Source organism: Chelativorans sp. YIM 93263 (assembly GCF_028767125.1).
Classification (GTDB): Bacteria; Pseudomonadota; Alphaproteobacteria; order Rhizobiales; family Rhizobiaceae; genus Chelativorans.
Map to the genome: position 1 here is coordinate 106,391 of NZ_JAKCWP010000009.1, position 25,399 is coordinate 131,789.

The 25,399-nt window shown below is 60.5% G+C and carries 27 protein-coding genes and 2 pseudogenes; 16 read left to right on the forward strand and 13 right to left on the reverse strand.

Translation table 11 applies throughout. The annotated features are described in order from the left end of the window. Positions 1-38 precede the first annotated feature (38 nt). The 5 genes from LY631_RS17320 to LY631_RS17340 form a co-directional block, all read right to left on the reverse strand. On the reverse strand, positions 39-851 hold the full coding sequence (locus tag LY631_RS17320; protein WP_274426845.1) for a class I SAM-dependent methyltransferase: 813 nt from the start codon (positions 849-851) through the stop codon (positions 39-41). 213 nt (positions 852-1,064) lie between these two features. Beyond that, positions 1,065-2,366: an adenylosuccinate lyase gene (gene purB / locus LY631_RS17325; RefSeq protein WP_274426846.1), complete on the reverse strand. Its 1,302-nt coding sequence runs from the start codon at positions 2,364-2,366 to the stop codon at positions 1,065-1,067. A gap of 79 nt (positions 2,367-2,445) precedes the next feature. Continuing rightward, positions 2,446-3,168 (reverse strand): DUF2259 domain-containing protein, encoded by a 723-nt coding sequence (locus LY631_RS17330; RefSeq protein ID WP_274426847.1) that lies wholly within the window; start codon positions 3,166-3,168, stop codon positions 2,446-2,448. A gap of 25 nt (positions 3,169-3,193) precedes the next feature. Then, positions 3,194-4,216 (reverse strand): P1 family peptidase, encoded by a 1,023-nt coding sequence (locus tag LY631_RS17335; RefSeq protein WP_274426911.1) that lies wholly within the window; start codon positions 4,214-4,216, stop codon positions 3,194-3,196. Next, positions 4,216-5,280 (reverse strand): branched-chain amino acid ABC transporter substrate-binding protein, encoded by a 1,065-nt coding sequence (locus LY631_RS17340; RefSeq protein WP_274426848.1) that lies wholly within the window; start codon positions 5,278-5,280, stop codon positions 4,216-4,218. The genes LY631_RS17335 and LY631_RS17340 overlap by 1 nt, the downstream gene beginning before the upstream one ends. Before the next feature lie 146 nt (positions 5,281-5,426). Between LY631_RS17340 and LY631_RS17345 the strand changes: the two genes are divergently transcribed. The 6 genes from LY631_RS17345 to LY631_RS17370 are packed head-to-tail and all read left to right on the forward strand — an operon-like array spanning position 5,427 to position 10,823. Continuing rightward, positions 5,427-5,921 (forward strand): flavin reductase, encoded by a 495-nt coding sequence (locus tag LY631_RS17345; protein WP_274426849.1) that lies wholly within the window; start codon positions 5,427-5,429, stop codon positions 5,919-5,921. A gap of 21 nt (positions 5,922-5,942) precedes the next feature. Then, the gene (locus LY631_RS17350) at positions 5,943-6,872 is read left to right on the forward strand and encodes an AAA family ATPase (protein WP_274426850.1); all 930 of its coding nucleotides are present in this window, start codon (positions 5,943-5,945) and stop codon (positions 6,870-6,872) included. Between the two features lie 2 nt (positions 6,873-6,874). Then, positions 6,875-8,128: a vWA domain-containing protein gene (locus LY631_RS17355; protein ID WP_274426851.1), complete on the forward strand. Its 1,254-nt coding sequence runs from the start codon at positions 6,875-6,877 to the stop codon at positions 8,126-8,128. Positions 8,129-8,160: 32 nt separating this feature from the next. After that, positions 8,161-8,499 (forward strand): XdhC family protein, encoded by a 339-nt coding sequence (locus LY631_RS17360; RefSeq protein WP_274426852.1) that lies wholly within the window; start codon positions 8,161-8,163, stop codon positions 8,497-8,499. Between the two features lie 3 nt (positions 8,500-8,502). Further along, positions 8,503-9,210, forward strand: a complete 708-nt coding sequence (locus tag LY631_RS17365) for an XdhC family protein (protein ID WP_274426853.1) — start codon at positions 8,503-8,505, stop codon at positions 9,208-9,210. Next, positions 9,207-10,823: a molybdopterin-binding/glycosyltransferase family 2 protein gene (locus LY631_RS17370; RefSeq protein ID WP_274426854.1), complete on the forward strand. Its 1,617-nt coding sequence runs from the start codon at positions 9,207-9,209 to the stop codon at positions 10,821-10,823. Before LY631_RS17365 ends, LY631_RS17370 begins: the two co-directional genes overlap by 4 nt. 14 nt (positions 10,824-10,837) lie before the next feature. Here LY631_RS17370 and LY631_RS17375 read toward each other — a convergent pair whose 3' ends face one another. After that, positions 10,838-11,443 carry a DUF1176 domain-containing protein gene (locus LY631_RS17375; protein ID WP_274426855.1) on the reverse strand — a complete coding sequence of 202 codons (606 nt, stop codon included), beginning with the start codon at positions 11,441-11,443 and terminating at the stop codon, positions 10,838-10,840. Positions 11,444-11,596: 153 nt separating this feature from the next. On the opposite strand from LY631_RS17375, the gene LY631_RS17380 reads away from it, so the two are divergent. Further along, positions 11,597-12,064, forward strand: coding sequence for a hypothetical protein (locus tag LY631_RS17380; RefSeq protein ID WP_274426856.1), 468 nt, complete (start codon positions 11,597-11,599; stop codon positions 12,062-12,064). Here the strand turns inward: LY631_RS17380 and LY631_RS17385 are convergent. Then, positions 12,048-13,442, reverse strand: a complete 1,395-nt coding sequence (locus LY631_RS17385) for an MATE family efflux transporter (protein WP_274426857.1) — start codon at positions 13,440-13,442, stop codon at positions 12,048-12,050. The genes LY631_RS17380 and LY631_RS17385 overlap by 17 nt on opposite strands. 217 nt (positions 13,443-13,659) lie before the next feature. Between LY631_RS17385 and LY631_RS17390 the strand changes: the two genes are divergently transcribed. From LY631_RS17390 to LY631_RS17405, 4 genes and pseudogenes are all read left to right on the forward strand, one after another. Then, a complete protein-coding gene (locus LY631_RS17390) occupies positions 13,660-14,709 on the forward strand; it encodes an aldo/keto reductase (protein WP_274426858.1) in 1,050 nt (349 codons plus the stop codon). Between the two features lie 77 nt (positions 14,710-14,786). Then, a complete protein-coding gene (locus LY631_RS17395; protein WP_274426859.1) occupies positions 14,787-15,722 on the forward strand; it encodes an alpha/beta fold hydrolase in 936 nt (311 codons plus the stop codon). 6 nt (positions 15,723-15,728) lie between these two features. Further along, positions 15,729-15,887: pseudogene (locus LY631_RS20535) on the forward strand (aldo/keto reductase); the annotation flags it as partial. An 88-nt stretch (positions 15,888-15,975) separates the two neighbouring features. After that, positions 15,976-16,404 carry a YybH family protein gene (locus LY631_RS17405; RefSeq protein WP_274426860.1) on the forward strand — a complete coding sequence of 143 codons (429 nt, stop codon included), beginning with the start codon at positions 15,976-15,978 and terminating at the stop codon, positions 16,402-16,404. A 10-nt stretch (positions 16,405-16,414) separates the two neighbouring features. On the opposite strand, the gene LY631_RS17410 is transcribed toward LY631_RS17405, so the two are convergent. After that, entirely contained in the window at positions 16,415-16,975 is a 561-nt protein-coding gene (locus LY631_RS17410; protein ID WP_274426861.1) for a type 1 glutamine amidotransferase domain-containing protein, read from the reverse strand. 186 nt (positions 16,976-17,161) lie between these two features. Between LY631_RS17410 and LY631_RS17415 the strand changes: the two genes are divergently transcribed. Both LY631_RS17415 and LY631_RS17420 read left to right on the forward strand, forming a co-directional pair. Continuing rightward, on the forward strand, positions 17,162-18,133 hold the full coding sequence (locus LY631_RS17415; protein WP_274426912.1) for a glycoside hydrolase family 25 protein: 972 nt from the start codon (positions 17,162-17,164) through the stop codon (positions 18,131-18,133). A gap of 43 nt (positions 18,134-18,176) precedes the next feature. Continuing rightward, complete coding sequence (locus tag LY631_RS17420) at positions 18,177-18,641, forward strand: AAC(3)-I family aminoglycoside N-acetyltransferase (protein WP_274426862.1); 465 nt, start codon at positions 18,177-18,179, stop codon at positions 18,639-18,641. Positions 18,642-18,656: 15 nt separating this feature from the next. Here LY631_RS17420 and LY631_RS17425 read toward each other — a convergent pair whose 3' ends face one another. Continuing rightward, on the reverse strand, positions 18,657-19,133 hold the full coding sequence (locus LY631_RS17425; protein WP_274426863.1) for an SRPBCC family protein: 477 nt from the start codon (positions 19,131-19,133) through the stop codon (positions 18,657-18,659). Between the two features lie 76 nt (positions 19,134-19,209). Beyond that, positions 19,210-20,901 carry a mechanosensitive ion channel family protein gene (locus LY631_RS17430; protein ID WP_274426864.1) on the reverse strand — a complete coding sequence of 564 codons (1,692 nt, stop codon included), beginning with the start codon at positions 20,899-20,901 and terminating at the stop codon, positions 19,210-19,212. Positions 20,902-21,084: 183 nt separating this feature from the next. On the opposite strand from LY631_RS17430, the pseudogene LY631_RS17435 reads away from it, so the two are divergent. The 3 genes and pseudogenes from LY631_RS17435 to LY631_RS17445 form a co-directional block, all read left to right on the forward strand. Then, positions 21,085-21,372: pseudogene (locus LY631_RS17435) on the forward strand (NAD(P)-dependent oxidoreductase); the annotation flags it as partial. A gap of 224 nt (positions 21,373-21,596) precedes the next feature. After that, positions 21,597-22,025, forward strand: a complete 429-nt coding sequence (locus tag LY631_RS17440; RefSeq protein ID WP_274426865.1) for a DUF983 domain-containing protein — start codon at positions 21,597-21,599, stop codon at positions 22,023-22,025. A gap of 820 nt (positions 22,026-22,845) precedes the next feature. Continuing rightward, a complete protein-coding gene (locus tag LY631_RS17445; protein ID WP_274426866.1) occupies positions 22,846-23,136 on the forward strand; it encodes a hypothetical protein in 291 nt (96 codons plus the stop codon). Here LY631_RS17445 and LY631_RS17450 read toward each other — a convergent pair. From LY631_RS17450 to LY631_RS17460, 3 genes are read right to left on the reverse strand one after another with little or no spacing between them, the layout of a single operon-like run. Then, the gene (locus LY631_RS17450; RefSeq protein WP_274426867.1) at positions 23,122-23,499 is read right to left on the reverse strand and encodes a hypothetical protein; all 378 of its coding nucleotides are present in this window, start codon (positions 23,497-23,499) and stop codon (positions 23,122-23,124) included. The genes LY631_RS17445 and LY631_RS17450 overlap by 15 nt on opposite strands. A 32-nt stretch (positions 23,500-23,531) precedes the next feature. Beyond that, positions 23,532-24,104: a hypothetical protein gene (locus LY631_RS17455; protein ID WP_274426868.1), complete on the reverse strand. Its 573-nt coding sequence runs from the start codon at positions 24,102-24,104 to the stop codon at positions 23,532-23,534. Beyond that, a complete protein-coding gene (locus LY631_RS17460; protein ID WP_274426869.1) occupies positions 24,094-25,389 on the reverse strand; it encodes a TniQ family protein in 1,296 nt (431 codons plus the stop codon). Before LY631_RS17460 ends, LY631_RS17455 begins: the two co-directional genes overlap by 11 nt. Positions 25,390-25,399: the final 10 nt, after the last annotated feature.

Below are 25,399 nucleotides of genomic sequence, written 5' to 3' on the forward strand. Positions count from 1 at the left end.
GCCGTGGTTGGACCCGCCGCCTGAGGATTGGTTTAAGCTTATCCAGAGATACTTGACTTGCGTGCAACGCACTCACATCGACATCGCAAGTAGAGCGCGTCGGGTTTGTTGCCCCACGCATCCCACGCTGTAACGGCTTCGGCGAGTTCTAATTGCGTCGCAAGGCCCTTTTCCATGAGTTTGGGGCCGAGAGATTTCAGGCTTTGTTTTGCGTCTTCTATCGTTTCCCGGCGGGTCTCGTCATCCATGCTATGATTGACAAAACTCGCTCCGGTCCAGATCGGCAAGAAGCCATTTGCTCGCAAGATTTCGCCTTGCCGCCGTCCAAAATTGATTGCGTCCGGTTCGTCGTGCTCATACCACCGCTGCCAAAGATCGAGCGACGTTCTCAGCCCGGGGAGATCGGGATAGAGAACATTACCGCCAACATCTGCGTCCCTCGTCGCAAGCAGGCCGCCAGGACACAGCACTCGCTTCGCTTCGCTCAACGTTTTGGTTAGCGTTGGTGTGTCCAGATGATAAAGTACGGCGTGGAAGAAGACGGCATCGAATTCTCCTGCCGCAAACGGCAACGCGGTCATGTCGGCTTCAACGAACGAGAAATTGCCGCCGCCTTCCGATCCGACGAGTTCGTTCGCCGCAGCGATTGACCGCGCTTGGATATCCACACCAACCACCGACTTTACATGTGGCGCCATAGTTGCCGTGATTGTTCCGGGACCGCACCCAACATCCAGGAGACGCATATCAGCTCGTAGGAATGGGATGAGGAAGGCTGATGACTCCTGCCCTCTCTTCTGTTGAAAGCTCAAAATTGAGCTATCGTAGCGGGCTCGTTTCAACTCCATCATCGGCCATCTCCGTCGAAGGCAAATCCGCCCTCAACGATTGATCATGCAGATGACCGGCCTGTGACGATCGACAGTTCATTACTCATGGCAGTTGGTCGCCGGCAAGCCGCTGAAACGTGAGTGGGGGACGCTCGCGTAGGAAACGAGCGGGCCGCATACGGGAGTAAAACTCGCCGAACAGCAGGGCGCGACCGCAATTCATTCCATCATGCGCTATCCAAACACCCGGTTGAAAATCGTGTCCACATGCTTGGTGTGATAGCCGAGGTCAAATTTCTCCCGGATTTGCTCTTCCGAGAGGGCTGCGCGGACATGCTTGTCGGCCAGTAGTTCCTCAAGGAAATCAGCGCCGTGTTCCCAAACCTTCATGGCGTTGCGCTGGACGAGCCGGTAGGCGTCTTCGCGGCTGACGCCGGCTTGCGTGAGTGCCAGGAGAACGCGCTGGGAGTGCACAAGACCGCGGAACTGGTTGAGGTTCTTTTCCATTGCGTCCGGGTAGACCACGAGCTTTTCCATCATACCGGTCAGGCGGCTGAGGGCGAAATCGAGCGTCACCGTGGCGTCCGGCCCAATCATGCGCTCCACGGAGGAGTGGGAGATATCGCGCTCGTGCCAAAGTGCGACATTCTCCATCGCCGGCATGGCGTAAGCGCGGACCATACGGGCAAGGCCCGTCAGGTTTTCCGATAGAACCGGATTGCGCTTGTGCGGCATGGCCGACGAGCCCTTCTGGCCGGGCGAGAAATATTCCTCAGCTTCCAGCACCTCCGTGCGCTGGAGATGGCGCACTTCGACGGCCAACCGCTCTATCGAGGAGGCGATGACGGCCAGCGTGGCGAAGAACATCGCGTGCCGGTCGCGAGGGATCACCTGGGTGGAGACCGGCTCGGGTGTCAGCCCCATTTTCTCCGCCACGTGTTCTTCGACACGCGGATCGATATTGGCGAAGGTGCCCACGGCGCCGGAAATAGCGCAGGTGGCGATCTCTTCGCGCGCGTTTACAAGCCGCTGGCGACAGCGGGCGAACTCCGCATAAGCCTGCGCCAGTTTGAGCCCGAAGGTGATGGGCTCGGCATGGATGCCGTGGCTGCGGCCGATCGTGATCGTGTCCTTGTGCTCCAGGGCGCGCTTTTTCAGGGCTGCGAGCAGGGCGTCGAGGTCAGCCAGCAGAATGTCGCTGGCGCGCACGAGCTGCACGTTGAAGCAAGTGTCGAGCACATCCGACGATGTCATGCCCTGGTGAACGAAGCGCGCGTCCGGGCCAACGATCTCTGCCAGATGCGTGAGAAAAGCGATGACGTCGTGCTTGGTCTCCCGCTCGATCTCATCGATGCGGTCGATGTCGAAGGTCGCCGGACCGCCTTTCTCCCAAATGGTCTTCGCGGCCTCTTTCGGCACGATCCCGAGTTCGGCCATGGCATCGGCGGCGTGAGCCTCGATCTCGAACCAGATACGAAATTTCGTTTCGGGCGACCAAATGGCGGCCATTTCGGGCCGCGAATAGCGCGGGATCATGCGTCTGCCTGCTCCTCATGAAAGACAGGGTGCGTCGTAGCAGAAGGCGGGCTCAAGTCAACGCGGGCGGCCACGAAGCTCACAACCGCCCCGTCACCGCCATAAAGCGGTGGTCCGGACCCTCAAAACCGAAACGGCGAACTGCGATAATGACGGCGAAGACTGCCGGCTCGCCCCGGGGGTGGTAGGTCTGAATCCCGGCGATCGAGTAGCCAAGGGGGCAGCCGCGGCTCGACGGAACTCTTTTGTCCTCATGGACGATCCCGGTCTGCTCTCCTCCTGACGTGCCGATCCTCAGCAGGCGGAAGCCGAAGATCCGTTCTCCGAGGTCGCGGCAGTTTTCAGGATACTGCAGGCTCAGTTCCTCGAGCCGGAATTCGAGCGTTTCATCGAGCGGCGGCATGATGGGACGAGGATTGACCATCATTCGATGTGGCTCGGCGGACAGCTCGGTCACGGCGTTCCAGCCGGCACGGAATCCTTCCGTCAAGTTCTCGTCGGAAATAACTGACTCTGCTTGATCTTTCGCATCAGCACGCGCCTCTTCGACAGTTGCCTGCCCATCCTGAATGTGCACGCGGACGGGCGTGCTGGGCAGGAAGCGGTCAGCCGCCGTGTCGATGTAATAGCGGTTCGCGTAGGGAAAGCCGGAGCCGTCCTGCACGCCGTATTCTTCGAAGGCGAAGATGGCCCCGTCGGGGCTGAAGCCCAGGATGTTCAACGTTGCCATGTCACCGGCTCGAGCGGTCACTCCCACGAAGAGGAATGCGGTCAGGATCGCAATCGGGCGCAGCACTCGCATCGGCAGGCTCCTGTTTGTTCACGGTTCAGATGGGTTCCGGTCCGTTGTGCCTCTCCGACCATACCGGAAACACATCGCCCTCGGCTTTTTCGGCGGTGAAAACGCCACGTGCAATGGCGCGGGCCATGACGGAAGCGGCGGCCGCGTGGAGCTCGATGCTTGCAGACATCTCCAGATCCACGCCGCTGCGCCCGGTCGCGAGCGAAAAGATGAGGTCGCCGTCAAAGGGCGTGTGCGCCGGCCAGATCGCGCGGGCGAAGCCATCATGCGCGGCGATGGCCAGCCGGCGGGCGGCGGCTTTGTTGAGCTTGGCATCAGTGGCGACGATGCCGATGGTGGTGTTGCCGCCGGGCGCGGCGCTGTCGAGCTTGGTGACGACCTTGCGTGCGTCGGCGGGAAACGGGGTGGGGAGGCCAAGCCCGCCGAACTCCGCGCCCACCTCGAAAGGGGCAGCCCAGAAATGGCCGGTTTCGCCTATCGTGGGAGAGCCCACCGGGTTGACCGCGACCAATGCCCCGACCGTAACGCCGTTCGGAAGCACACAGGAGGCAGAGCCAAGTCCGCCCTTCAGCTTCGCCGTCGTGGCGCCGGCGCCGGCGCCATGAGAGCCGAGCCTGAATTCGATGGCGGCCGACTTTGCCGCGGCATGCCCGAGCTCGCGATAGGGCGGGTAGCCCTTCCAATCCTTATCGCCGCCATTGGCGAGATCAAAGAGGATGGCGGCGGGAATTATCGGGACGCGCTGGCCTGCGACCTCGAAGCCGACGCCCTTTTCGCGCAGGGCAGCCTGCACGCTCGATGCCGCATCGAGACCGAAGGCGGAGCCGCCGGAAAGGACCACTGCATGCACGCCTTCGACGAGATTATGCGGCGCCAGAAGGTCCGTTTCGCGCGTTCCCGGCGCGCCGCCGAGCACCTGTACGCCGGCCACCGCCGGCTCCTCGCACACAACGACCGTAACGCCGGATTTCAGCCGCGCGTCCTGGCTGTTGCCGACCGCGAGGCCTGCGACATCCGTAATGAGGTTCCGGGGGCCGGGCTCGAACATCATTCGACCTCCACGAATTCTTCGCCGTCATAACGGAAGAGGCGGTACAACTCTCGCGAAAGATCGCCCTTGCCATCGAAATCAACCGGCCCGATGGCGGTCTCGAAAGTCGTTGTTTGAAACACCTCCTCGATGGGGAGGCCATCTTGTTGCGCGATGCGCGCGGCTGCCGCGGCGACCTGCAGCGCCGTATAGCCCGGGATCACGTAACCCTCCGGGACGGTATCCGCCGTCTCCAGGGCGGAAAGCACATCTTCCTGGGCCAGATCTTCCCACCGCGGCGGGCCGATCATCAGAACACCTTGCGAAAGCGGCACCTCGCCGTCAGAGGCGCGCAAAGCCTCGCCGCCGGCAAGCACGACATCGTAGTCGAGTTGTTCGGCATCGCGCGCCATGATGGCGATGTCGGCGCGGTCGCCGCCGACGAAGACGTGCGTTGCTCCTGCGCGGCGCAGGCGGCCGAGCAGGCCGATCTGATTGTCGAGCTGCGGACGAAACGTATCGAAGAGCACCGGCTTTAACTCTGCGCGTTCGGCCGCCGCGCGAAAATGCTCCGCAAGCTCGCGCCCATAGATCGTTCCGTCATCGACAATGGCGAAGAACACATCCCGCCAGCGGCTCACCAGGATATCCGCCACCGCGTCGCGCTCCCCATCAGCACGGGGACCGAGGCGGAATACAGGCCAGCCGGTGCGTTCCTTCCCGTCGGTGAGACTGTCGGTGCGTACGGGCGTGATGACCGGAATGCCGGCTTCGGCGAGGAGGGGCAGGGCGGCTTCGACGGCCGGTGTGCAAAGAAAGCCGATTACGAACTGGACATTTGCTTCGAGAAGAGCTTCCGCAGCCTGCCTGCCACCTTCTTCGGTGCATGCACTATTGGATTCGACAAGTTCGACGCCATCATTCTCACGTATGGCGGCGCGCGCGCCTTCGGCAAATTGTTCGCCGAGAATTGCGAAAGTCTCCTCGACTGGCGCAGCCAGGCCGATCGTCACCGACTGTGCATGGGCGTGGCCGGCGGCTGCAAACACGCCGAGGTAGAACGCGAGAAGGGCATAACGCATTATGACAGGCCGTAAATCCTCGTGGACAATCTCCCTCTCTGGTAAATGGTGGCGAGGCTTGGCGCAACACGCTATAGGCGCACGGACGCCCCACTTTCAAACGGCGGGGCAGCGACCTATCTGTAGCGAGGAGACGGGGAGTTCTTGTGCTGAAGACCAATGACATCGCACCACAGGATTATCGGGACGCAATGGCGCACTTCGCCGGCGCCGTGCATATCGTCACGACGGACGGCCCGAACGGCCGTCGCGGTGTCACGGCAATTGCCGCCTGCTCGGTTTCCGATAGCCCGCCGATCGTGCTGGTTTGCCTGAATCGCGAAAACCCCAACAACAAGTGTTTTCTCGAAAACGGCGTCTTCGCCCTGAACACGCTCGCTGCGGAGCATCAGGAGTTGTCAAACGCGTTTTCCGGGCTGACCGGCTTGCCGCCCGACGAGCGCTTTGCCTTGGCGGAATGGGAAACATTATCCACCGGCGCGCCCGTGCTCAAGACGGCCATGGCGGCATTCGATTGCCAGGTGATCGATACCAAGGACCTTGCCACACACCGTATATACTTCGGGAAGGTGACAGGCCTGCGTGTGGGCGTTAACTTACGCCCGCTCCTTTATCATAACCGGGGCTACCGCGTTCTGTAGAGATTTTCTCCCGGAGATATCATGCCCGAAACCACCGCACGCGCCGTTCCGCAATCGATCGACGAAACGCTCGATCTGTTGTCGGGGGGCGGCTATGTGGCCGATCGCGCACTGGCGACGGTGCTCTATTTGAGCCTGGCTATGCAGCGCCCACTCTTTCTGGAAGGCGAGGCCGGTGTCGGCAAGACCGAGATTGCCAAGGTGTTGGCGCAAGCGCTGGGCCGCCGCCTGATTCGCTTGCAATGCTATGAAGGGCTGGACGTCTCCTCCGCAGTCTACGAGTGGAACTACGCCGCGCAGATGATCGAGATCCGCATGGAAGAAGCGGCAGGCGTGACGGATCGCAGTGCAATGGAGCGCAACGTCTTTTCCGAGCGGTACCTGATCCGCCGGCCGGTCATGGAAGCCTTGACGGGCGAGGCGGGTGCGGCGCCGGTCTTCCTGATCGACGAATTGGACCGCACGGACGAGGCTTTCGAGGCTTTTCTTCTGGAAATCCTTTCCGACTATCAGGTCAGCGTACCGGAGTTGGGCACCATCCGTGCCGAGGAGCCGCCCATCGTCATCATCACCACCAACCGCACCCGCGAGATCCATGACGCGCTGAAGCGGCGTTGTCTTTATCACTGGGTGGACTATCCCGATGCAGAACGGGAACTGGAAATCGTCCATCGTCGGGTGCCGAAGGCCAATGAACAGCTCTCGCAGGAAGTGGTCGCCTATGTCCAGCGATTGCGCGAATTCGACCTTTTCAAGGTGCCCGGCGTGGCCGAGTCAATCGACTGGGCGAGCGCACTGACGGAGCTCGACAAGATTGCTCTGGATCCGGAAACCGTCTCCGACACACTGGGCGTGCTGCTGAAATATCAGGATGATATCGCGCGTCTACAGGAAGGCGAGAGCGCAAAGATACTGAGTGAAGTTAAAGCCGAGCTTGAAGCTGCAGGCTGAATGTGGCCAGGGCGAAGGGAAAGAAATCCACGGAGAGCGCCGATCCCCAGGGCCGGCTTGCCGATAACATCGTCTATTTTGCGCGCACGCTGCGCAAGGCCGGCCTGCGCCTCGGGCCCGGCGCCGTAACGGACGCGATCCGCGCCGTTCTGACGGCCGGCATTGGAAGCCGAGACGACTTTTACTGGACGCTGCATGCCGTTCTTGTCACCCGGCACGAGGATCACGCGGTTTTCGACAAAGCATTCCGCCTGTTCTGGCGCTCGCGCGAACTCGTCGAGAAGATGCTCGCGATGCTGTCGCCGGTCGCGCCCGATCGCGCGCAGAAGGAAAAGCCAAAGGCCGGCGAGACGCGGGCGAGCGACGCGCTCTTCGAGAACCGGCAGCAGGACCGCCCGAAGCAGGAAGAGGTGGAAATCGACGCTCGCCTGACGCTCTCCACGGAAGAGGTGCTGCGCGAGAAGGATTTTGCGCAGATGACGGCTGAGGAACTCTCCGCCGCGCGGCGGGCTCTTGCCGGTCTCGTCATGCCGAACGATCTGGTGGTCACGCGCCGTTTCCGTTCGAACGCGCGCGGTAACCGGGTCGATCCGCGCGCGATGATGCGTTTCGGTTTGCGCACCGGCGGCGATCTCATCCTGCCGAAGTACCGCTCTGCGCGGCAGGTGCATCCGCCGCTTGTGGTGCTGGCGGATATTTCGGGCTCCATGAGCCAGTACACGCGCATCTTCCTGCATTTTCTGCACGCGCTTGCCGAAAAGCGCCGGCGCGTGCACAGCTTCGCGTTCGGCACGCGGCTGACCAATCTCACGCGGCAACTGCGCCACCGCGATCCTGACGAGGCGTTGGCCGAATGCACCGCTGCGGTGCAGGACTGGTCCGGCGGCACGCGGATCGGCCAGACGATCGGCACGTTCAACCGTCTATGGTCACGCCGTGTGCTGGGGCAGGGCGCAACCGTCCTGCTGATCACCGATGGCCTGGAACGTGACGACATCGAAACACTGTCACGGGAGATGGAGCGCCTCCAGAAGTCGTGCCGCCGGCTGATCTGGCTCAATCCCTTGCTGCGCTTCGACGGGTTCGAAGCGCGGGCGCGCGGGGTTCGCGCCATGATGTCTCATGTGGACGAGTTCCGCCCGGTCCATTCGCTCGATGCGCTTGCCGATCTGTGTACTGCGCTTTCCGCCGATCCTCCGCGCAGGGCTCGGGCGCGTGCGCGCCATCGGGGACTTGGCAAGGAGGCCCTTGCGTGACCATATTGATGGCCTGGTGAGGAAACGAGAGAATGCCCGAATACGTTGAAACCGATCAGCCACTCGATCCCCTCATGATCGCCGAGGACTGGATGCGGTCCGGCAAGGATGTGGCAATCGCGACGGTCGTGGAAACCTGGGGATCGGCGCCGCGGCCCATCGGCAGCCATCTGGTCATTGATAAGGAAGGGCATTTCGAAGGCTCGGTTTCCGGCGGCTGTGTCGAAGGTGCTGTGGTGGCCGAAGCCGTGGACGTGCTTGAAGACGGCACGCCGCGCATGCTCGAATTCGGCGTTGCCGACGAGACCGCCTGGGAAGTCGGTCTTTCCTGCGGCGGCCGTATCAAGGTTTACGTCGAACGGCTGGGTTAGCCCATGGACCCGTACTCCCTGAAAAAGCTCAACCAATGCCGCCGTGAACGTCGCGCTGTGCTTCTTCTTACCGACTTGAGTGATGGTCGCGACCGGGTGGTCGTAGAAGGCGATGCCGTCGCCGGCTCGCTTGGGGATGCGATCGAAAAGGCGTTTCGCTCCGGCAGATCCGGTTCGGTTGAGGTCGACGACCGAAACTTCTTCCTGAACGTCTATATACCGCCACCGCGTCTGGTGATGATCGGGGCGGTCCATATCAGCCAAACGCTCGCGCCCATAGCGAGAATGGCCGGCTTCGATACACATATCATCGACCCGCGCACGGCTTTCTCTTCTTCCGAGCGCTTCCCGGGTGTTCGGCTGGACGCCGAATGGCCGGAGGAGGCGCTGAGGCAAAGTCCGCTCGATCCCTATTGCGCGCTCGCAGCCCTCACGCACGATCCCAAGATCGATGACTTTGCCTTGAAGGCGGCTCTGGAGGCGGGCTGTTTCTATGTCGGTGCGCTGGGAAGCAGGAAAACCCATGGCAAGCGTGTAGACCGACTGACGGCGGATGGGGTGCCGCAGGCCCAGCTCGATCGCATCCGCGCGCCCATCGGCCTGTCCATCGGCGCGGCGAGCCCCGCAGAGATTGCCGTTGCCGTGTTGGCGGAGGTGATCGAAGCACTGCGCTCGCGCGGGCTGGAACAACGCGCGGGCAAGGCGGCATGAAATTCGGCCCGATACCCGTCGAGAAAGCCGAAGGCGCGGTGCTGGCGCACGCGACCGTGGCCGGCGACCGGCGCTTCCGCAAGGCGCATCGCCTGACCGCGGATGACATTCGCCAGTTGTCCGAGGCCGGCGTGCAGGAAGTGATCGCGGCCGTTCTCGCAGCCGACGATCTCGACGAGGACGAGGCAGCCGGGCGCATCGCTGGCGCCCTCGGCACGGCCTATGTCCAAGCGCGGGCGCCGGCAACGGGCCGGGTGAATTTTCACGCGGCGGAAGCCGGCGTCTTCCTGGTCGACCGGCAGGTCATCGACGCGATCAATCGCATAGACCCCGCCATTACGATCGCCACGCTGGAACCCTACGCGCGGGTCGAGGCGGGGCAGATGGTGGCGACCGTGAAAATCATTCCCTTCGCCGTGCCCGAGGCGCTGGTGGCGCGCGCCGAGGCCGCCTGCGCGGGCAGCGATGCCTTTGCCCTGCGGCCTTTCCAGCCCAAGCGCGTTGGCCTGATCCAGACCACCTTGGCCGGCGTGAAGGCGAGTGTTCTGGACAAGACGGCGCGCATTACCGAAGCGCGCCTTGCGCGCTCCGCGAGCCGGATCACGCATGAGGAACGTCCCCCGCATAAGGAAGAGAGTGTTGCTCGGGCGATCCGCGCGCAAGCACGCGAAAACGACATGGTGTTCGTCTTCGGCGCCTCGGCTATCTGCGACGAGGAAGACGTCATCCCGGCCGCGATCCGCCGCGCCGGGGGCACGGTCTACCGCGTGGGGATGCCCGTCGATCCCGGCAACCTGCTGGTCGTCGGATCGCTGGACGGCAAGCCCATTCTGGGCGCGCCCGGCTGTGCCCGCAGCCCCAAGCTCAATGGCTTCGACTGGGTGATTGACCGGCTGATCGCCGGGATGGATGTGACCTCCGAGGAGATCGCCGGCATGGGAGTGGGTGGCCTGCTGATGGAGATTCCAACGCGTCCGCAACCGCGTGAGGCAACGCCGAAACCGGCACCTGCCAAGGTCTGGACCGTCTTGCTTGCCGCCGGCCAGTCACGCCGCATGGGCAGGGGAAACAAGCTGCTTGCCGAGTTCGACGGCAAGCCTTTGGTTCGCCGCACCGCCGAGCGTGCCATTGAGAGCAAGACTGGCGGCACGGTGATCGTCACAGGCCACGAGGCCGAGGCCGTTTCGGGGGTGCTGTCGGGACTGGACTTGAAGCGAGCCCATAACGACGCTTTTGCAAGCGGACTGGCCAGCTCGCTCAAGACCGGTGTTCGCGCACTTCCACCTTCGGCCGGCGGGGCGCTGATCATGCTGGCTGACATGCCGGAGATCACGACGACCGACCTGAACCGCCTGATCGAGGCCTTCACAAAGGCCGGCGGCAACGCAGTCATCCGCGCCACGCATTCCGGGAAGCGAGGCAATCCAGTCATCCTGCCGCGCGCGCTGTTCTCCGAAATCGATCTGCTGGAGGGCGACACCGGCGCACGGCAAATCATCGAAGGCGCACCGCTGGAGGTGATCGATGTGGAATTGGGGCGCGCAGCGAGCGTGGATGTCGATACGCCCGAAGCGCTGAATGCAGCTGGTGGTGTCCTTGATCCGCAACACTGACCGCGGTCTAAGCTCTAGTCACGAAAGTCGAGCAGCACCTGCGGATTGACCTCGGCGTCGTAGGATGCGTCCACCTCGTATTTCACGAGCGTGAAACCGCCGGAGCGGAACTCCCAAGCACCGGAGGAGGAGGCGTCGCCAAGCCCTCTCCATCGCATGTGAGAAACGATCTCCTGTGCCTGCGGATCGAAATGCGAATTCACCAGCATTTCGACCGTCTCATATCCCGTGAAACGGATGTCTTCCACACGCTCGTTCGCGTCGTCTTCGTAGCGGATATCAAGCGCCGGTGTCGCGAAGGTCAGCGGGCCAAGCTCTCCGCGCTGGTTCTCAAGCAGATAGGCGTGCGTCACATTGTAAGCGCCTCGGGTGCAAAAGAAGCGGAACAGATGCGCTTCTTGCGGCGGTTCATCCGCGTCCTGATACGGATACTTGAAAGAGAGCACATGGTGCTGCGGCGCTTCCGGTGACGCGGAGCCGGTCTGGCACCGGTCCGCGTAAAGCCTATCAAAGAGTGCCTTTGCTCTTTCGAGCGGGCGATCGTCAGGACCGGAAGGTTCGGTGGCGAGTGCCAAGGACGGCAATAAAAAAAAAGCCGCCGCGGCCAGGAAACGTCTCATGAACTGCTCCGCTTGATGTGATCTGAATAATTTTCACGCGTAGCATGAAGCCGCGGTCATTCGAACGTAGCTCGTTAAATTTGCGCCGTGCACGCAGACTTTTGTTAACGCGCGCTCGCTAGGCTCGGTCAGATTGCATTGATGGGTGATCGGATGACGACAAAAGGGGCGCCGCGCAAATTTGCGAGCATTCTGGATGATCTGCTCGGCGACCGTGCGAGAGAGCCTGATCGCGCGCACCTGGTTTCCCTGGATCATCTCTCGGTGGCGGAAGAACTGCATTCCGGCCGCATCAGCATCGCCGAAAACTTTGTGGAAGCGGCTTATAGCATGTTTGCGCACGGTTCGGCTGCACCCGAAAAGGCCGAGAACGGTGATAATGAGGTCGAGCCGGAACCTTCGGTGGATCCGGGCGATATCGCCCGTGAGCTCGGACTGGTCAAACGTTTTCGGCCGCGGGATCTGGATAGGCTGCGCCGCGATTTCGCACTGCGCAATCATCCTGACCGCGTGCCTGAACACTTGCGGGCGCGCGCCATGATCCGCATGCAGGTGGCGAATATGCTGATCGACGACGCCAAGAGCGGCAGCTCCAAGAAAGGCTTTAAGAAAAAGCCATAAGTCTCGACCGACCCAGCCAGCGAACCAGAAGCATCACGGCAACCACCGCAAGCCCGGTGAACAGGCCAAGCCAGATCCCAGCGCCCTCGAGACCCATCGGGAAGGCAAGTATGACGCTGGTCGGCAGGCCGATGCCCCAATAGCCAATGGCGGCGTATATCATCGGCACGGTCGTATCGTGCAGCCCGCGCAGCATCCCACTGGCCACGGCTTGCGCGCCATCGACAACCTGAAAGAGCCCGGCAAGCGCCAGAAAGGTGACGGCAAGCATAATGACCGGCTGGTTCTCCGGAGCGCCCAGATCCAGAAAACCGGCGATCAGCAGCCGCGGCGCGAACAGCATGATCAGCGCCATCAATGCCATGAAACTGACGCCGAGGGTAAAGGCGGTCCAGCCGGCACGCGTCACCGCCTCGGCGTTCTGCGCTCCGTAAGCGCGACCGACCCGAACGGTTACGGCCTGCCCGAGTCCCATGGGTACCATGAAGCTGACGGATGCAATCTGAATCGCAATGGCATGGGCAGCCAGCGAAATCGCGTCGATGAGGCCCATCAGGAACGCGGCCGCGTTAAAGATCGAAACCTCGAAAGTGAGAATGGCGGCGATTGGCAGGCCGAGCTTCAAAAGCCCGACATAGCGCGGCCAGTCAGGCCGCCAGAAGCGGCCGAACAACTGATAGCGGCGAAACTGCCGGTCGAGCGAAACCACGATCACCAGACCGAAAAACAGAAATATGCTGGAGAGCGTGGTTGCCATGCCGGAACCCGCAATCCCGTAGGCCGGAAAGCCAAGATTGCCGAACATCAGACACCAGTTCGCCAGTACGTTGAAGGCCACGCAGAAAACTGTGATCACCATCGCCCAACCCGGCCGCTCGAGGGCGGAGGTGAAGGATCGCAGCACGATATATCCGAAGAAGGGCAGGGCGGCCCACTGCAGTGTTCGCATGTATTCGTTGGCTGCGGCACTGAGCGCCGGATCCTGTCCCATGGCCAGAAGAATGGCCTCGCAATGCCACAACACGAACCAGATCGGCACCGAGATGGTGATTGCAAGCCACAGGCCCTGGCGGGTCGTGCGCCGCACTTCACGCAGCGCACGCTGGCGGCGCCCGATAGCGCTGGCCATCATGGGCGAGGTGGCCATCATCAGGCCGAGACCGAAAATGATCGGCAGGAAATAGAGATTATGACCAAGCGTGCCGGCGGCAAGCGCCTGGGGCGAGAGCCGGCCCATCATCATCACGTCGGTCACATTCATGGCCGTCTGGGCGAGGTTGGTCATAACCATTGGCCAGGCGAGCACGACCATGGCGCGCGCCTCCGAAAACCATGATTTGACCGGCGGTGCACCCGCGCCCGAGGCCAGCACTGTCATGACCTGACTGTCCCGAAAGAATGATGTTTCTTGTTGCGAACTACTCATGGCGGGGCGTTCTGCCCGCTGGCGGCTTTTATCTGCTGACGGCGTGCTGACAAGTGAATTTTCTTTGCGTGATGCAGCAATTCTCCTGATGGATCGGATCGTTGCGCGCGCTCGCCCGGATCTATAAATATCGCGAAAGCCTACTGAAACAGTTTACCGGAGATTCTTCATGGAAAAGCGCCGTCTCGGCCGCACCGATCTTCTCGTGACCCGGATATGCCTCGGCACCATGACCTGGGGTGAGCAGAACACCGAAGCCGGAGGTCACGAGCAAATGGATCATGCCTTCGAGCGGGGCGTGAATTTCCTGGACGCGGCGGAGCTTTATCCTATTCCGCCCAAGCCGGAGACGCAGGGGCGCACGGAGGAGATCATTGGCACCTGGATGAAGGCGCGCGGAAATCGCGACCAGGTGATCGTCGCCTCAAAGGTCGTCGGCCGAACGGCGAATGAGTGGTTCCGCGGTGGCCGGCCATCGAAACTGGTGCGCGCGGACATCATGGATGCGGTCGATAAATCCTTGAAACGGCTTCAGACCGATTATCTCGATCTCTATCAAATCCACTGGCCGGACCGTACCGTACAGTTCGGTGGCAATCCGACCCGCCTTACCGCCATTCCCGAGCAGCCCGATGACGAGACGCCGATTGCCGAGACGCTTTCGGTGTTCGATGAATTGGTCAAGGCCGGCAAGATCCGCCACTTCGGTCTTTCGAACGAAAGTTCGTGGGGGGTGATGCGCTATATCGCTGAGGCCGACAAGGGCGTCGGGCCGCGCGTGGCCTCGCTCCAGAACGCCTACAGCCTCGTCAACCGCACGTTCGAGGTAAACCTTGCCGAGACCTGCGTGCGTGAGGATGTCAGCCTGCTGGCCTATTCGCCCTTGGCCCAAGGCTATCTGACTGGAAAGTATGACCACGGCGCACTGCCGGAGGGCTCGCGCAAGCAGCTCTTCGATCGGCTGAAGCGTTATGAGAAGCCCGGCGCGGCGGAAGCCATTCTGGCCTATAACGAGATTGCCCGCACATTCGGGCTCACCCCGGCCACCTTCGCCCACGCATTCGTGAACTCGCGGCCTTTCCTGACTGCGAACATTGTCGGCGCCACCAGCATGGCCCAGCTCAAGGAAGCGCTGGATGCGGCCGAGGTTGAATGGACGGAGGAAATGCAGGCGGCGGTGGACGAGATTCATCAGAAGGTCGGCAATCCCTGTCCTTAGGCGTGTCGGAAAACGCCTCCCTCCTTCGTCCTTGGGGCATCGAAGCCGGCAGACGCCGGAGAAAGAGGGAGACTAAGATGTTTACAAAAACGCTGATCGCCATGATCACGGCAGCCGCAGCCATTTCCGCCATGCCAGCGGCTATCGCGCAGGACGGGGAGACCACAACGGACACGCAAGCAGCCAAGAGCGGTTATATCGAAGCTAACGGCCTCGATTATTATTACGAGGTTCACGGCGCGGGCGAGCCGCTGCTACTTTTGCACGGTGGGCTCGGAACCACCGACATGTTCGACGCCGTTCTGCCAGCGCTCACCGCTGAACGCGAGGTGATCGCCGTAGACCTTCACGGCCATGGGCGCACAGTGCTCGGTGATCGCGATATCGATTTGATCGACATGGGCAATGACATGTCCGTGATTCTGAACGAACTCGGCTATGACAAGGTCGACGCCATGGGCTACTCCATGGGCGGGGGCGTGGCGTTCCGGCTCGCGGTGCAGCACCCGGAGATGGTGCGCCGGCTGGTGCTGGTTTCCACCGGTTTTGCGCGCGACGGCTTCTATCCGGGAATTCTGGAACAGCAGGCCCAGGTTGCCGCGGATATGGCCGAGATGATGAAAAATACGCCCATGTACCAGTCCTATGCCGCGGTCGCGCCGCATCCGGAAGATTTCCCCAAGCTGCTCGACAGCATGGGTGCGCTGATGAGCAAGCCCTATAATTGGGCCGAGGACGTGAAAACGCTGAAAATGCCGGTGATGCTCGTCTATGGCGACAGCGACATGTATCGTCCGGAGCATATAGTTGAATTTTATCAGTTTCTCGGCGGCGGTTTGCGGGATGCCGGCTGGCAGCGCGAGCACATGTCGAAAAATCGCCTGGCGATCCTACCGAACCTGACCCACTATGACATCTTTCTCGCGCCCCAACTGACAGACACTGTGCTTTCGTTCCTGATGAGTGAGAGCACCGTAAAGAGCTGGGCCGAGCAGGTGGAGGAGGGGCGGTAGACGTCGCCGCGACAGAGTGCCGTCATTGGCGGCAATCCAACCCGATTTAGCGCCTTTCCCGACCAGCCCGAGGACGAAACCCTGATCGCGGAGACGCTCTCGGTGTTCGCTGAACTGGTGAAGGCCGGTAAAATCCGACACTTCGGTCTTTCGAACGAAAGTTCGTGAGGGATGATGCGCAGTGGGGTACCGCTCAACCGCCGGCTGTGGAACACTGGTGCCGTCCCTGTCGAGCTTTACGAGGAGAAGCAGCATGAGCGATGAAGACGCAATCGAAAAGGTGCTGAGGACCTTACTGAAGGGCTTCGCCGAGCGCGACGCCGAAGTCCTGCGCGACGTCTATGTCGAGGATGCGGACTGGACCAATGCCTTCGGGCGCACGCTCTCCGGGCGCGAGGCCATCGTCGATTATCTCAAGGAGCTGTTCGCCGATCCGAATTTCGCCCAGGGCGAGATCGTCGCCGAGCCGGAAATCTCCGTGCGGCCGGTGGGCGAGGACACGGTGGCGGTGAAGACTTATACCCAGGTAAAAGGGCAGGGCACCGTCGAGGGCGGAACGCTGCCAGTACGGCACAATCATTCGCTGAAGTTGCTGGCGCGCCAGCCGGACGAAAGCTGGAAGGTTGTCTCGGAAATTTACATGGACGCGCGCCAGGAGGTGACGCACGTCCATCCCGAGTGAGGCCGTAGGGTCAGGCGGCGCGGCGCTCGTGCCGGCCTTCGCGGATTTCCTCGCTCAGCTTTTCGCAGAAGGGATCGAGATCGCCGGGATGACGGCCGGTGACGAGGCCCTGGTCGGTGACGACCTCGCTGTTCTCCCACCTGCCGCCGGCGTTCATCACGTCCGTCTTGACCGAGTTATAGGAGGTGAGGCGGCGATCTTTAACAATTCCGGCCTCGATGAGTACCCAGGGGGCATGACAGATCGCGCCGACGACCTTGTTGTCGTCCCAGAAGCTCTTGACGAAGTCCAACGCCTTTTGCTCAACGCGCAGAAGATCTGGATTGATCTGACCGCCCGGCAGAACAATGGCGTCGTAATCCTGCGGACTGACGTCATCGAGCGTTTTATCAACCGGGACCGGCCGGCCCCAATCCGTCTTGTCCCAGCCCTTTATCTGGCCGGGTTCCAGCGAGACCACGTCCACTTCCGCGCCTGCCCCGCGCAATTTCTCGAGCGGTACCTCCAGTTCCGATTGCTCGAAGCCGTGGGTCGCCAGAATGGCGACGCGCTTGCCCGAAATGTCCTGCATGACTTTTCTCCATTGTTGGGATGTCTCCCAACTGAGGAAGGAGCGGTCAGTTCCCCATGCGCGCGGCGGCGAAATTAACGAATCGATTCAAACTTTATTGGCAACTCTGCGCTAACGATGACGGCTTATCCGCTGCAAGGCATCATCGCGCCTTCGCGCTGTCTCGTTACCCGCGTACAGGTCGCCATGCGAATATCCGTGATTGCATTCATTCTTCTGGCTAGCCTGGCTGTTGCCGGCTGCTCGGCCCGATCGGGCGTCGATGCTCTGGAAAGCGTGAATACATCGCCGGAGGTCACAAGTTCCATCGCCACGGTGGACGCTGCTGTCGCGGCAGGAAACGTAAACGTCGAGCAGATCATACAGATGACTGCACTTGCCGAGCCCGAGCACCTGAATGCACCGGCACTGGAGCAGGTGGCGATGCGTGTGCCGCCGGCTCCCGCTACCCGGTCGCAGTCAAACAAGATCTATAAGCAACGTTTCAGCGACGCGCATCCGGTGAATTTCGGTAAGGTGACGCCGCAGCACCATCCTGTCCACGGCGTCGATGTCTCGCGCTGGCAGGGCGAGATCGATTGGCAGGAGCTGCGCCGGCAGGGCGCGAACTTCGCCTATATCAAGGCGACCGACGGGGGCGACCATGTCGACCCGATGTTCAGGAAGAACTGGGAAGCCGCGCACCAGGCAGGCATCAAGCGCGGCGCCTATCACTTCTTCTATTGGTGCCGCACGGCTGCCGAGCAGGCCGACTGGTTCATCCGCAACGTGCCCAAGGTGAAGGGGGCGCTGCCGCCGGTGCTGGACGTGGAGTACAACCACCAATCCAACTGCAAGCGCCGCTGGTCGACAAAAGACGTTCGGGAAAAGATGCAGGTCTTCATGGACCGGTTGGAGCGACATTACGGGCAACGGCCGATCATCTATACCCCGCCCGATTTCTACGCCGACCATCTGAAAGGCGCGTTCCCAAATCATCCTTTCTGGCTGCGCTCGGTGGCCGCGCATCCGTCAAAAGTCTATCCGGGGCGGGACTGGGTGTTCTGGCAGTATTCCGGCACGGGGCTGAGTCAGGGCGCCAACGGTCACATCGACCTCAACGTCTTCCGCGGCGATGAAAAAGCCTGGTGGCGCTGGGTGAACCAGGCAGCGGGTTGAGGGTGCGTCCGTAGGCTAACCCTTTAGGACGCTGGAGGAAACGATGTCGCAGGAAGGCTCTTTTGCGGTCCATGAACTGACCGATGACGACATGGACCTGTTCCGCAAATTGCTTGCCGTCTTCGGGCAGGCATTCGAGGAGCCGGAGACCTACACAAGCGCACAGCCCGGTACGGCCTACCTCCGCAAGCTGCTAGGCGGCGATCAGTTCATTGGCCTGGCCGCTATTGAAGACGATGCCGTTATCGGTGGGCTCGCGGCCTACGAACTCCAGAAGTTCGAGCAGGAACGGAGCGAAATTTATATTTACGACCTGGCCGTTCTCGCGCAGCATCGCCGCAAGGGTGTGGCAACCGCCCTTATCAACGCGCTCAGGTCCATAGGTGCGGCACGGGGTGCTTATGTCATCTTCGTTCAGGCCGATCCTCCGGACGCGCCTGCCGTTGCGCTCTATACCAAGCTCGGAGTGCGGGAGGACGTTCTGCATTTCGACATTCCCGTGGACTGACCTGGCGACGCGGCGTCACTCGACAAAAGCCGCGAGGTTGGCAAGCGTCGAGTTCAGGCCGGCGTCGTGATCTTCCTTTGAGATGCCGGTCGGGACGTTTTTGGCCGTAATCGTCACCTCCGTACCGCCCGGTACGGCGATGAGGCTCCACGTCATCGTCATCTCACCGGCAAACGCCGGATCGTCGGCCTCGAAGGTGATGGCCTGCACGATGCGCTCGTTCTCGACCAGCTCGACGAAGCGCCCTTCGACAATGTCGGTGTCGTCCGATGTCTTGCCGGCACGGGACGGGTCGGGAGCCTCATAGATCAGCGCTATGCGGAAGGCTCCGCCCGCGCGCGGCTCAAAGGCGAAAATCTCGCCCTTCATGCCGGTAGGCGGAAGCCATTCGACCAGCGCATCCGGGCTCACGAAGGCGCGGTAAGTGGCGCGGGGAGAAGCCTTGATGAGGAGAGAGGCGCGGTCTGTTCTTTTGGTCCCGTTGCCGGCCATGGCGGTGGCTCTTTCTTGCGCCCGTGAATCAGGCAACTGTACTGCAGTAAGGCGGGCGACACGAGCGTAGGAGGGCTCAATCGCTCGGTGGAGGCGAGGAATCTTCCTTGTCCTTCGATTCCAACAGATGGCGCTTCCGGGGCAGGTAGATTCCTCGGTCAAGGTCCCTGAGGTAAGCGATCAGCGCCTCCTTCACCTCGTTGTGCAGGTACCAGCAGGAGAAGGAATCCGTACCCGAAATCCAGATCCACAGCACGGCGGTCTCGCCGGTGACTTCGGCCATCTCCACCAGCGGCCTGTCGTCCGTCGAGCGCGGGTCTCCTTCGACGACCTCCACGACCTTCGCCCGAATCTTGTCGACGTCGATTCGGTAGTCGACTGGAAGCTTGATGATCCGCTTCACCGCTTCGCCGTCCTTCGAAAAATTCTCCAGCGGTCGGGCGATGAACTCCGAATGCGGCACGATCAGCCGCGTGTTGGTATATGTATGGAGGATCGTATGAGCGAAGGAGATGTCCTCGACCGTCGCCCAATGCCCGTCGAAGAGAATGATATCGCCAATGCGAACGGGGTCGGTCATTGCGATCTGCAGACCGGATACCAGGTTTCCCAGCAGCGGGCGCGCCGCGATGGCCACCAGAACACCGAGCGCGCCCGCCGAAGCGAGAACGGAGATTCCGAAATTTTCGAAAAGGCCCACCCGCATCAACACGTAGCCGATGCTCAGAAGGGCGATGGCAACGAGCGCCAGCCGCCGCGCGATATAGGTGGTTGTCTTGGTGCGTCGGTTTTCCGGATCGTCTACTGCAAGCGATACCACATAGCGTTCGCTCAGCCTCAACGTGATGAAGCCGACTGCCCGCACGAGCAGCCAGGCTCCCGCCGTCAGCGCCACGCCCTCGGAGATTACGTCGAGATAGGCTGCCACCGGTCCGGTCAGCAGGAACAGATGCCCCGTTCCGGCGCGAAATGCGAGTGCGCTCGTCAATATGGCGAACGGCCAGGCGAGCTTTCGTGTTTTCCGCCCTCGCGTCGGCCTCAGGCGCCTAGCGAACCAACGTACCAGATAATGGACAATGGAGCCGACAAAGAGAGCAGCCAGGAACAGAACGGTGGCGGCCGACCATTCCCAGACCGAAGGCTCGCCGAGCGTCCGGAGGCGTTCTCTCAAGGGTATCCAGCGGCTGAGGAGGCCGGGCTCGATCTCACGGAAGATCGCATCCACCCGCTCCACGGCAAAGGGCGAGAAAAGCCAGGCGGGTTCCTCTTCACCGGACCGGTAGCGCTGGATGCTGAAGGGGATTGGCCGTCCCTCCAGACGGACTTCGCCCAGTTCCACCGAGCGTCGGCTGTAGGGGCCGACCGACTGCTGAAGACCCGGCAGGACACGGGCGTCGGGCTGGTCGGGCAGTTCGCTCCAATCGATCAAACCGTACCGCCTCAGGACAAACGCCATCTTGAGGGCAAGATCGGGCCCCCGTTCGGCCTGCTGGTCGACGGGGATTGCATTCAGATTGAGAGCATGTGCGGCTCTGGCGAAATCCTGATTGCGGATTGCATTGAGGAAGGACTCGACGGCGGCACGGGGCGTGTCGAGGCGCAGCGGATCACTGAGATCCGGCAGCCCTTCATTGATCGCCTCGACCTCGAACGCCAGCGACGACTCTTGTTCCCCTCCATTCTGGGCGAGAGCTACCGCCGATAGCGCCAGGGAGCAGAGGGCGAAGGCAGCTAAAACGAGAAAACGGCGCACGCGCTCCAGCCTCATAGTTTCTGCTGAAACAAGGGGTAACGCGGCGGTGATGCGCCCGTTCCGCATGAACTTGCGGGGAGGGTGGAGGGAGGGCCTGCCTACGTCCCGCAGGAGTGTTGAAATCGCCGCAACGGCGAGCGGATGGCTCGTCGGTGAGTTCCACCAACATTCGGCTATAATCGAATGAAGGCGGCTCCTCCCGGAAAGCTACTTGTCGATACCCCCAAAATTCCCGGCGATCTACAAGGCCGAGGCGCAAGGCGGTGTGGACTTCCTCAACAAACTCAGGGGCAAAGATGACCTGGACTGGACCTTTCTTTCGCCTTCAGCCGCCTTTGTCCCCGGTGGGCGCACTGGCACCTTCCGCCTGGACAAGGACCAGCTCCTGACCAACGAGAACGGCAGCAGCATCTCCTTTGAAGATTTTGCCATTGCTCTCGCGGACGAAATCGAGACGTCCGGCAGCGTTTCACCGTAGGCTACTAAGCCCCAACCCTAAGCCTCAAAAATTGTGTGCGGCGGCTTGCTCGCAGCACCTTTGCACTACGCACCCTGCCTACGAAGGAGGCCAACGGCAGCTTTTTGTACCTCGCCTCGCGAGGTGCGAATGTGTCGCGCGACAAGCCAATGGCCATTTGGTCAAAAAATCCTAGCTATCATTCAAAGGATCGTATCACCCATTCAAGAGTTGGCCAGTGCAGGTTCCCCAAATGAGCCATGGACACAACGAGACACAGGTTCCGGCGGTAACAGGCATCCGAGGGAAGTGCCCACGGTGCCAAGAAGGCGACCTGTTCGAAGGCTTTCTCAAGCTCGCTCCAAAGTGCAAGGTTTGCGGTCTTGACTTCAGCTTTGCCGATCCTGCGGACGGGCCCGCCTTCTTCGCAATGAGCATTGCTGCGGTACCCGCACTTGCTTTCGCTCTCTGGTTCCAGTTCACCTTCGAACCACCCATATGGGGCCATATGTTTACAACATTGCCGCTGACCGTCGGCGCATGCGTGCTGCTGCTAAGGCCGTTAAAGGGGTGGCTCGTCTGCTCCCAGTATTATCACAAGGCCGAAGAAGGTGTCATTGACCGTGAGTGGCATACCGCTGAGGCGCGTCGCCGGAAAAACGAAGGCTCCGGAAGCCATTGATCCCACTGTAGTTCTGTAGCCTGCCACAATTCGCGACCCAAAGTCCCTTACTTCACGGACCTAAAGTTCCATACCTGGACCGCCAGAAAGGGGATAACGAGGTCGGTCTGTGCGAAGAGAGGGTGGTAAGTATACGTCACCAAGTGGCAGTTAAATGCCCGGTGAATACAGACACGAGGAGAGCAATGCCGTGCACAGGCGCGATTAACGATTACTTCAACTCGTGCTGGACAGCCTGACACTGCGCGCTAGTATTGCTGGGCAAGGAGAGCTTCTATGATCTCACAGATCGTCACCGTACTTCGTCCCGTTTGCGTAGCTGCGACAATCGCACTCGCGGTCGTCTTGATTCTCTGTTTCTGGGGCTGGGAAGTTGTGTCTTGGGAAACGTTCTGGAAGTTGTTCTTCTCCTACGTCGCTCTTATGGTGGCTTCTACGTTGATTTGTTATATTGACGATCCTGCCCGACTCTCTGGCCGGCAGCAGTAGCACCATCGTCCGTTGTCGGGACGGGAATGACCTCAAGATTCAGTTCGGAACTTAGGCTCCTAGAGTCTGAACTTTGGGTCTCCCACCCCACCAACCCTGTGAAGGCGGGCATAGTTTGTCCCAAACTCACATATAAGTAACTGAAATCGTTAGATGTGAGTTGAAAAGCGGCAATGTGGTTTGTCCGCAATGGCAGCTTGGCGATGTCCCAAAACATCGGAGTGAGATTGGGGGTCCGTTCAATATGGATGAAACTGCTGGAATACAATTTGAGGCTTGCCGCCGGCCGTTTTACGATTTCGAATGAAATGGGCCGTTTCGAGCTAGCAAGATGTATGTCGATGAGCGAAGCAACATCGAAAACTTTATCGTACCAACTCTCAAACTGCGTATGGAGATGGGGTGGATTGGCCCCGTTGAGAGGCTGATCAATTTCTACATGCCAACTATTCGAAAAATTTGTTCCGAGGAAACAATTTCTATTTTTGAAGAAGCAAAATTATGGCTCGAACGTGCCATCGAGCATGAGCGTATACACGGAAAAAATAGCCTACTGAACTACGATCATCCGGTTTGCAGGAGAGCGTTAAAACGTATCGAGAAGAGTTCACATTCTCATTGAGGTGGTCTGATCTTCATCAATCATACTCGTTAGGTCATCCCGTTCATCAAAGCGAGAAGTTAGTATATCTCCACTACCCAGATCGGTGCCATAGTACCACGACTCTGTTGATACCGACCCATCAGGATGTGTAACAACAAGAATAGATCGCACGATGCATGTTTCTCGATATTTACTATCATAGACTAGGGACAGCTGCACATTGATTGCATTGGCGGCGGCGAGCGCCTGTGCTTCAGTGAAGAAAAAGCCAACAAGTCTACCAAGAGTGTCCCTTGAACACCACTTAATAATTCCCGATACCAAAACAGTAACAGCGATTGGACCTCCGCGGCCGGCAATTTCCTTGGTTTGGTTATCCATTCAACGCTCCTCTGAATTAAGATGCTGCCTACTCACCGGTCGTGAGTGATTCGAATTAGCGTATTTTCGGCTGCATACCTGAAATAGAACCGGGCACCAATGATTACTGGATCGAAAGCTGGCTTGATTTCGACCGATTCCAGACGTGCTTTCATCCGCATGAAATGCTCCCCGCGCTCTTTGGCGAGATTCATAAGGGAGACATAGGATCGTTGGAACCGAGCCAAGTCCTCTGGCATGACGATCGTTTGCGGGCACCGATTGATCGGGTTCACCGCAGTGCGTGCGGGGAGATACCCGTGTTCGATCAAAGCTTTCACGACCTGCGTCTTCGTTCCCAATTGGTGCTCAACTTCTCGAAGCGACAATCCGCCGTGGTCCTCGAGCATCGTTTTTTCGCGAAGCTCATCGGGGTCCACAAGCACCGCCATGTAGCCACGCTCGTTGGCATCACGGAAAGCACGCTCCAGCTTACCCGCCAGCAATAAATCCAGGATCTCGACCGCTTTGCAGTTCGCCTTCCGAACGGCCTGAGGGACGCTGCACAACCCGTGTTCCTGGTCCGTCAACAGCTTCGTGTTCGCCAGCAGTCGGTCAAGAAACACGCTGATATCTTCGCGACGAAACCGGAACTGGAGACCATGTTCGGCTCCCGCCTTGACATGAGGAGCAAGGTAACCCCGGTCGACCAGGATACCCCAGTGAACCCGTGGTGCATTTACGAGTTTTCTGCGCCTCCTTCGCGGACACGGTGTCCTTGACCTCCGCAACAAATTCCGCGATCTCCTCAGCATCGAGCATGATGCGGGCATTGGCCAGCGTCGCAGTATCCTTGGAGAGGACATCCGCTTCGATGAGAAGCTTTCGCAGGCGCTTTGGGTGCACACCGAATTCCTTGGAGGCCGACTGCACCGAATGCCAGCGTCGATCTGTGATCGGGCCGAAGAGGTCATCACCCGGGCCGAGAGGAAGGGTGTCAATCGCGTGCTCGCGGATCAGCTTTCGAACCGGGTCGTAAGCGGGGTCGTCGGAATCGTGTGCGAGCGTCTCGTACAGACGACCGTAGAGCGCCCGTCCACCAACATCTCCGGTCTTGCCCCCGAAAGCGGCCTGCTTCTCCGACAGCCAGCTACGGATTCCATCCTCACCACAGGAGGTGATGGAAAAGCCGGCTGCCCCCGCCTGCCACCAATCGTCCCCGCTGAAGCTGCGGATCGGAGCCTTGAGGCCGCGCGTCACCACGGCACCCAATAGCTCGGTGAACCTTGCGGCGACATAGAAGGGCAGGGCGTCGAGGAAGGGAGCGGCACCGACGTGTCCGTTAATCCGGTCGAGGAGATAATGTTCGAAAGCCGAAGGCTCGCGCACAACCGAACGCTTAGCCGCTTCCGGGATTTCCCAGCGGTCCACTTGCACCATCGCAGCAAAATCATGGATCATCGAAGGCTCCTGCTGCACGGAGCACTCGACAAGCGACACGTTGTGGACGTTACATGTCCGGATGAACGAGATCAGCCATTTCCTGCGGCCCCATGCCCGTGCCAGGGGGTGCTCATCCTGGCGGCGCATGTCTTCAGCCAGGCATTCGGGACAGAAACGCAGGCGGTTGCGGATCATCAGGTTCCGCGTCATCCGCTGGCCGTCGACTTGGTACCCGTCCGCCGTTTTCAGGATCGCGCTGTCTCTGAGAGAACTCACGTCGATGTCTGCCAGATATGCAAGTCTCGAGAGGGCAGCGTCACGGCCATCCACCACGTCCTGAAAGTTGAAGCCCAGATCGGCGCAGAAGTGGCGTGCTTCCAGGCGGCCGTTCATGGCCGCCAGTCTGGAGCAGAAGCTTGCCGGGGTTTCGCCGGAATGAAGACGGGTTCTGATAGTTAACTGGGTCATGTCCGTCTCC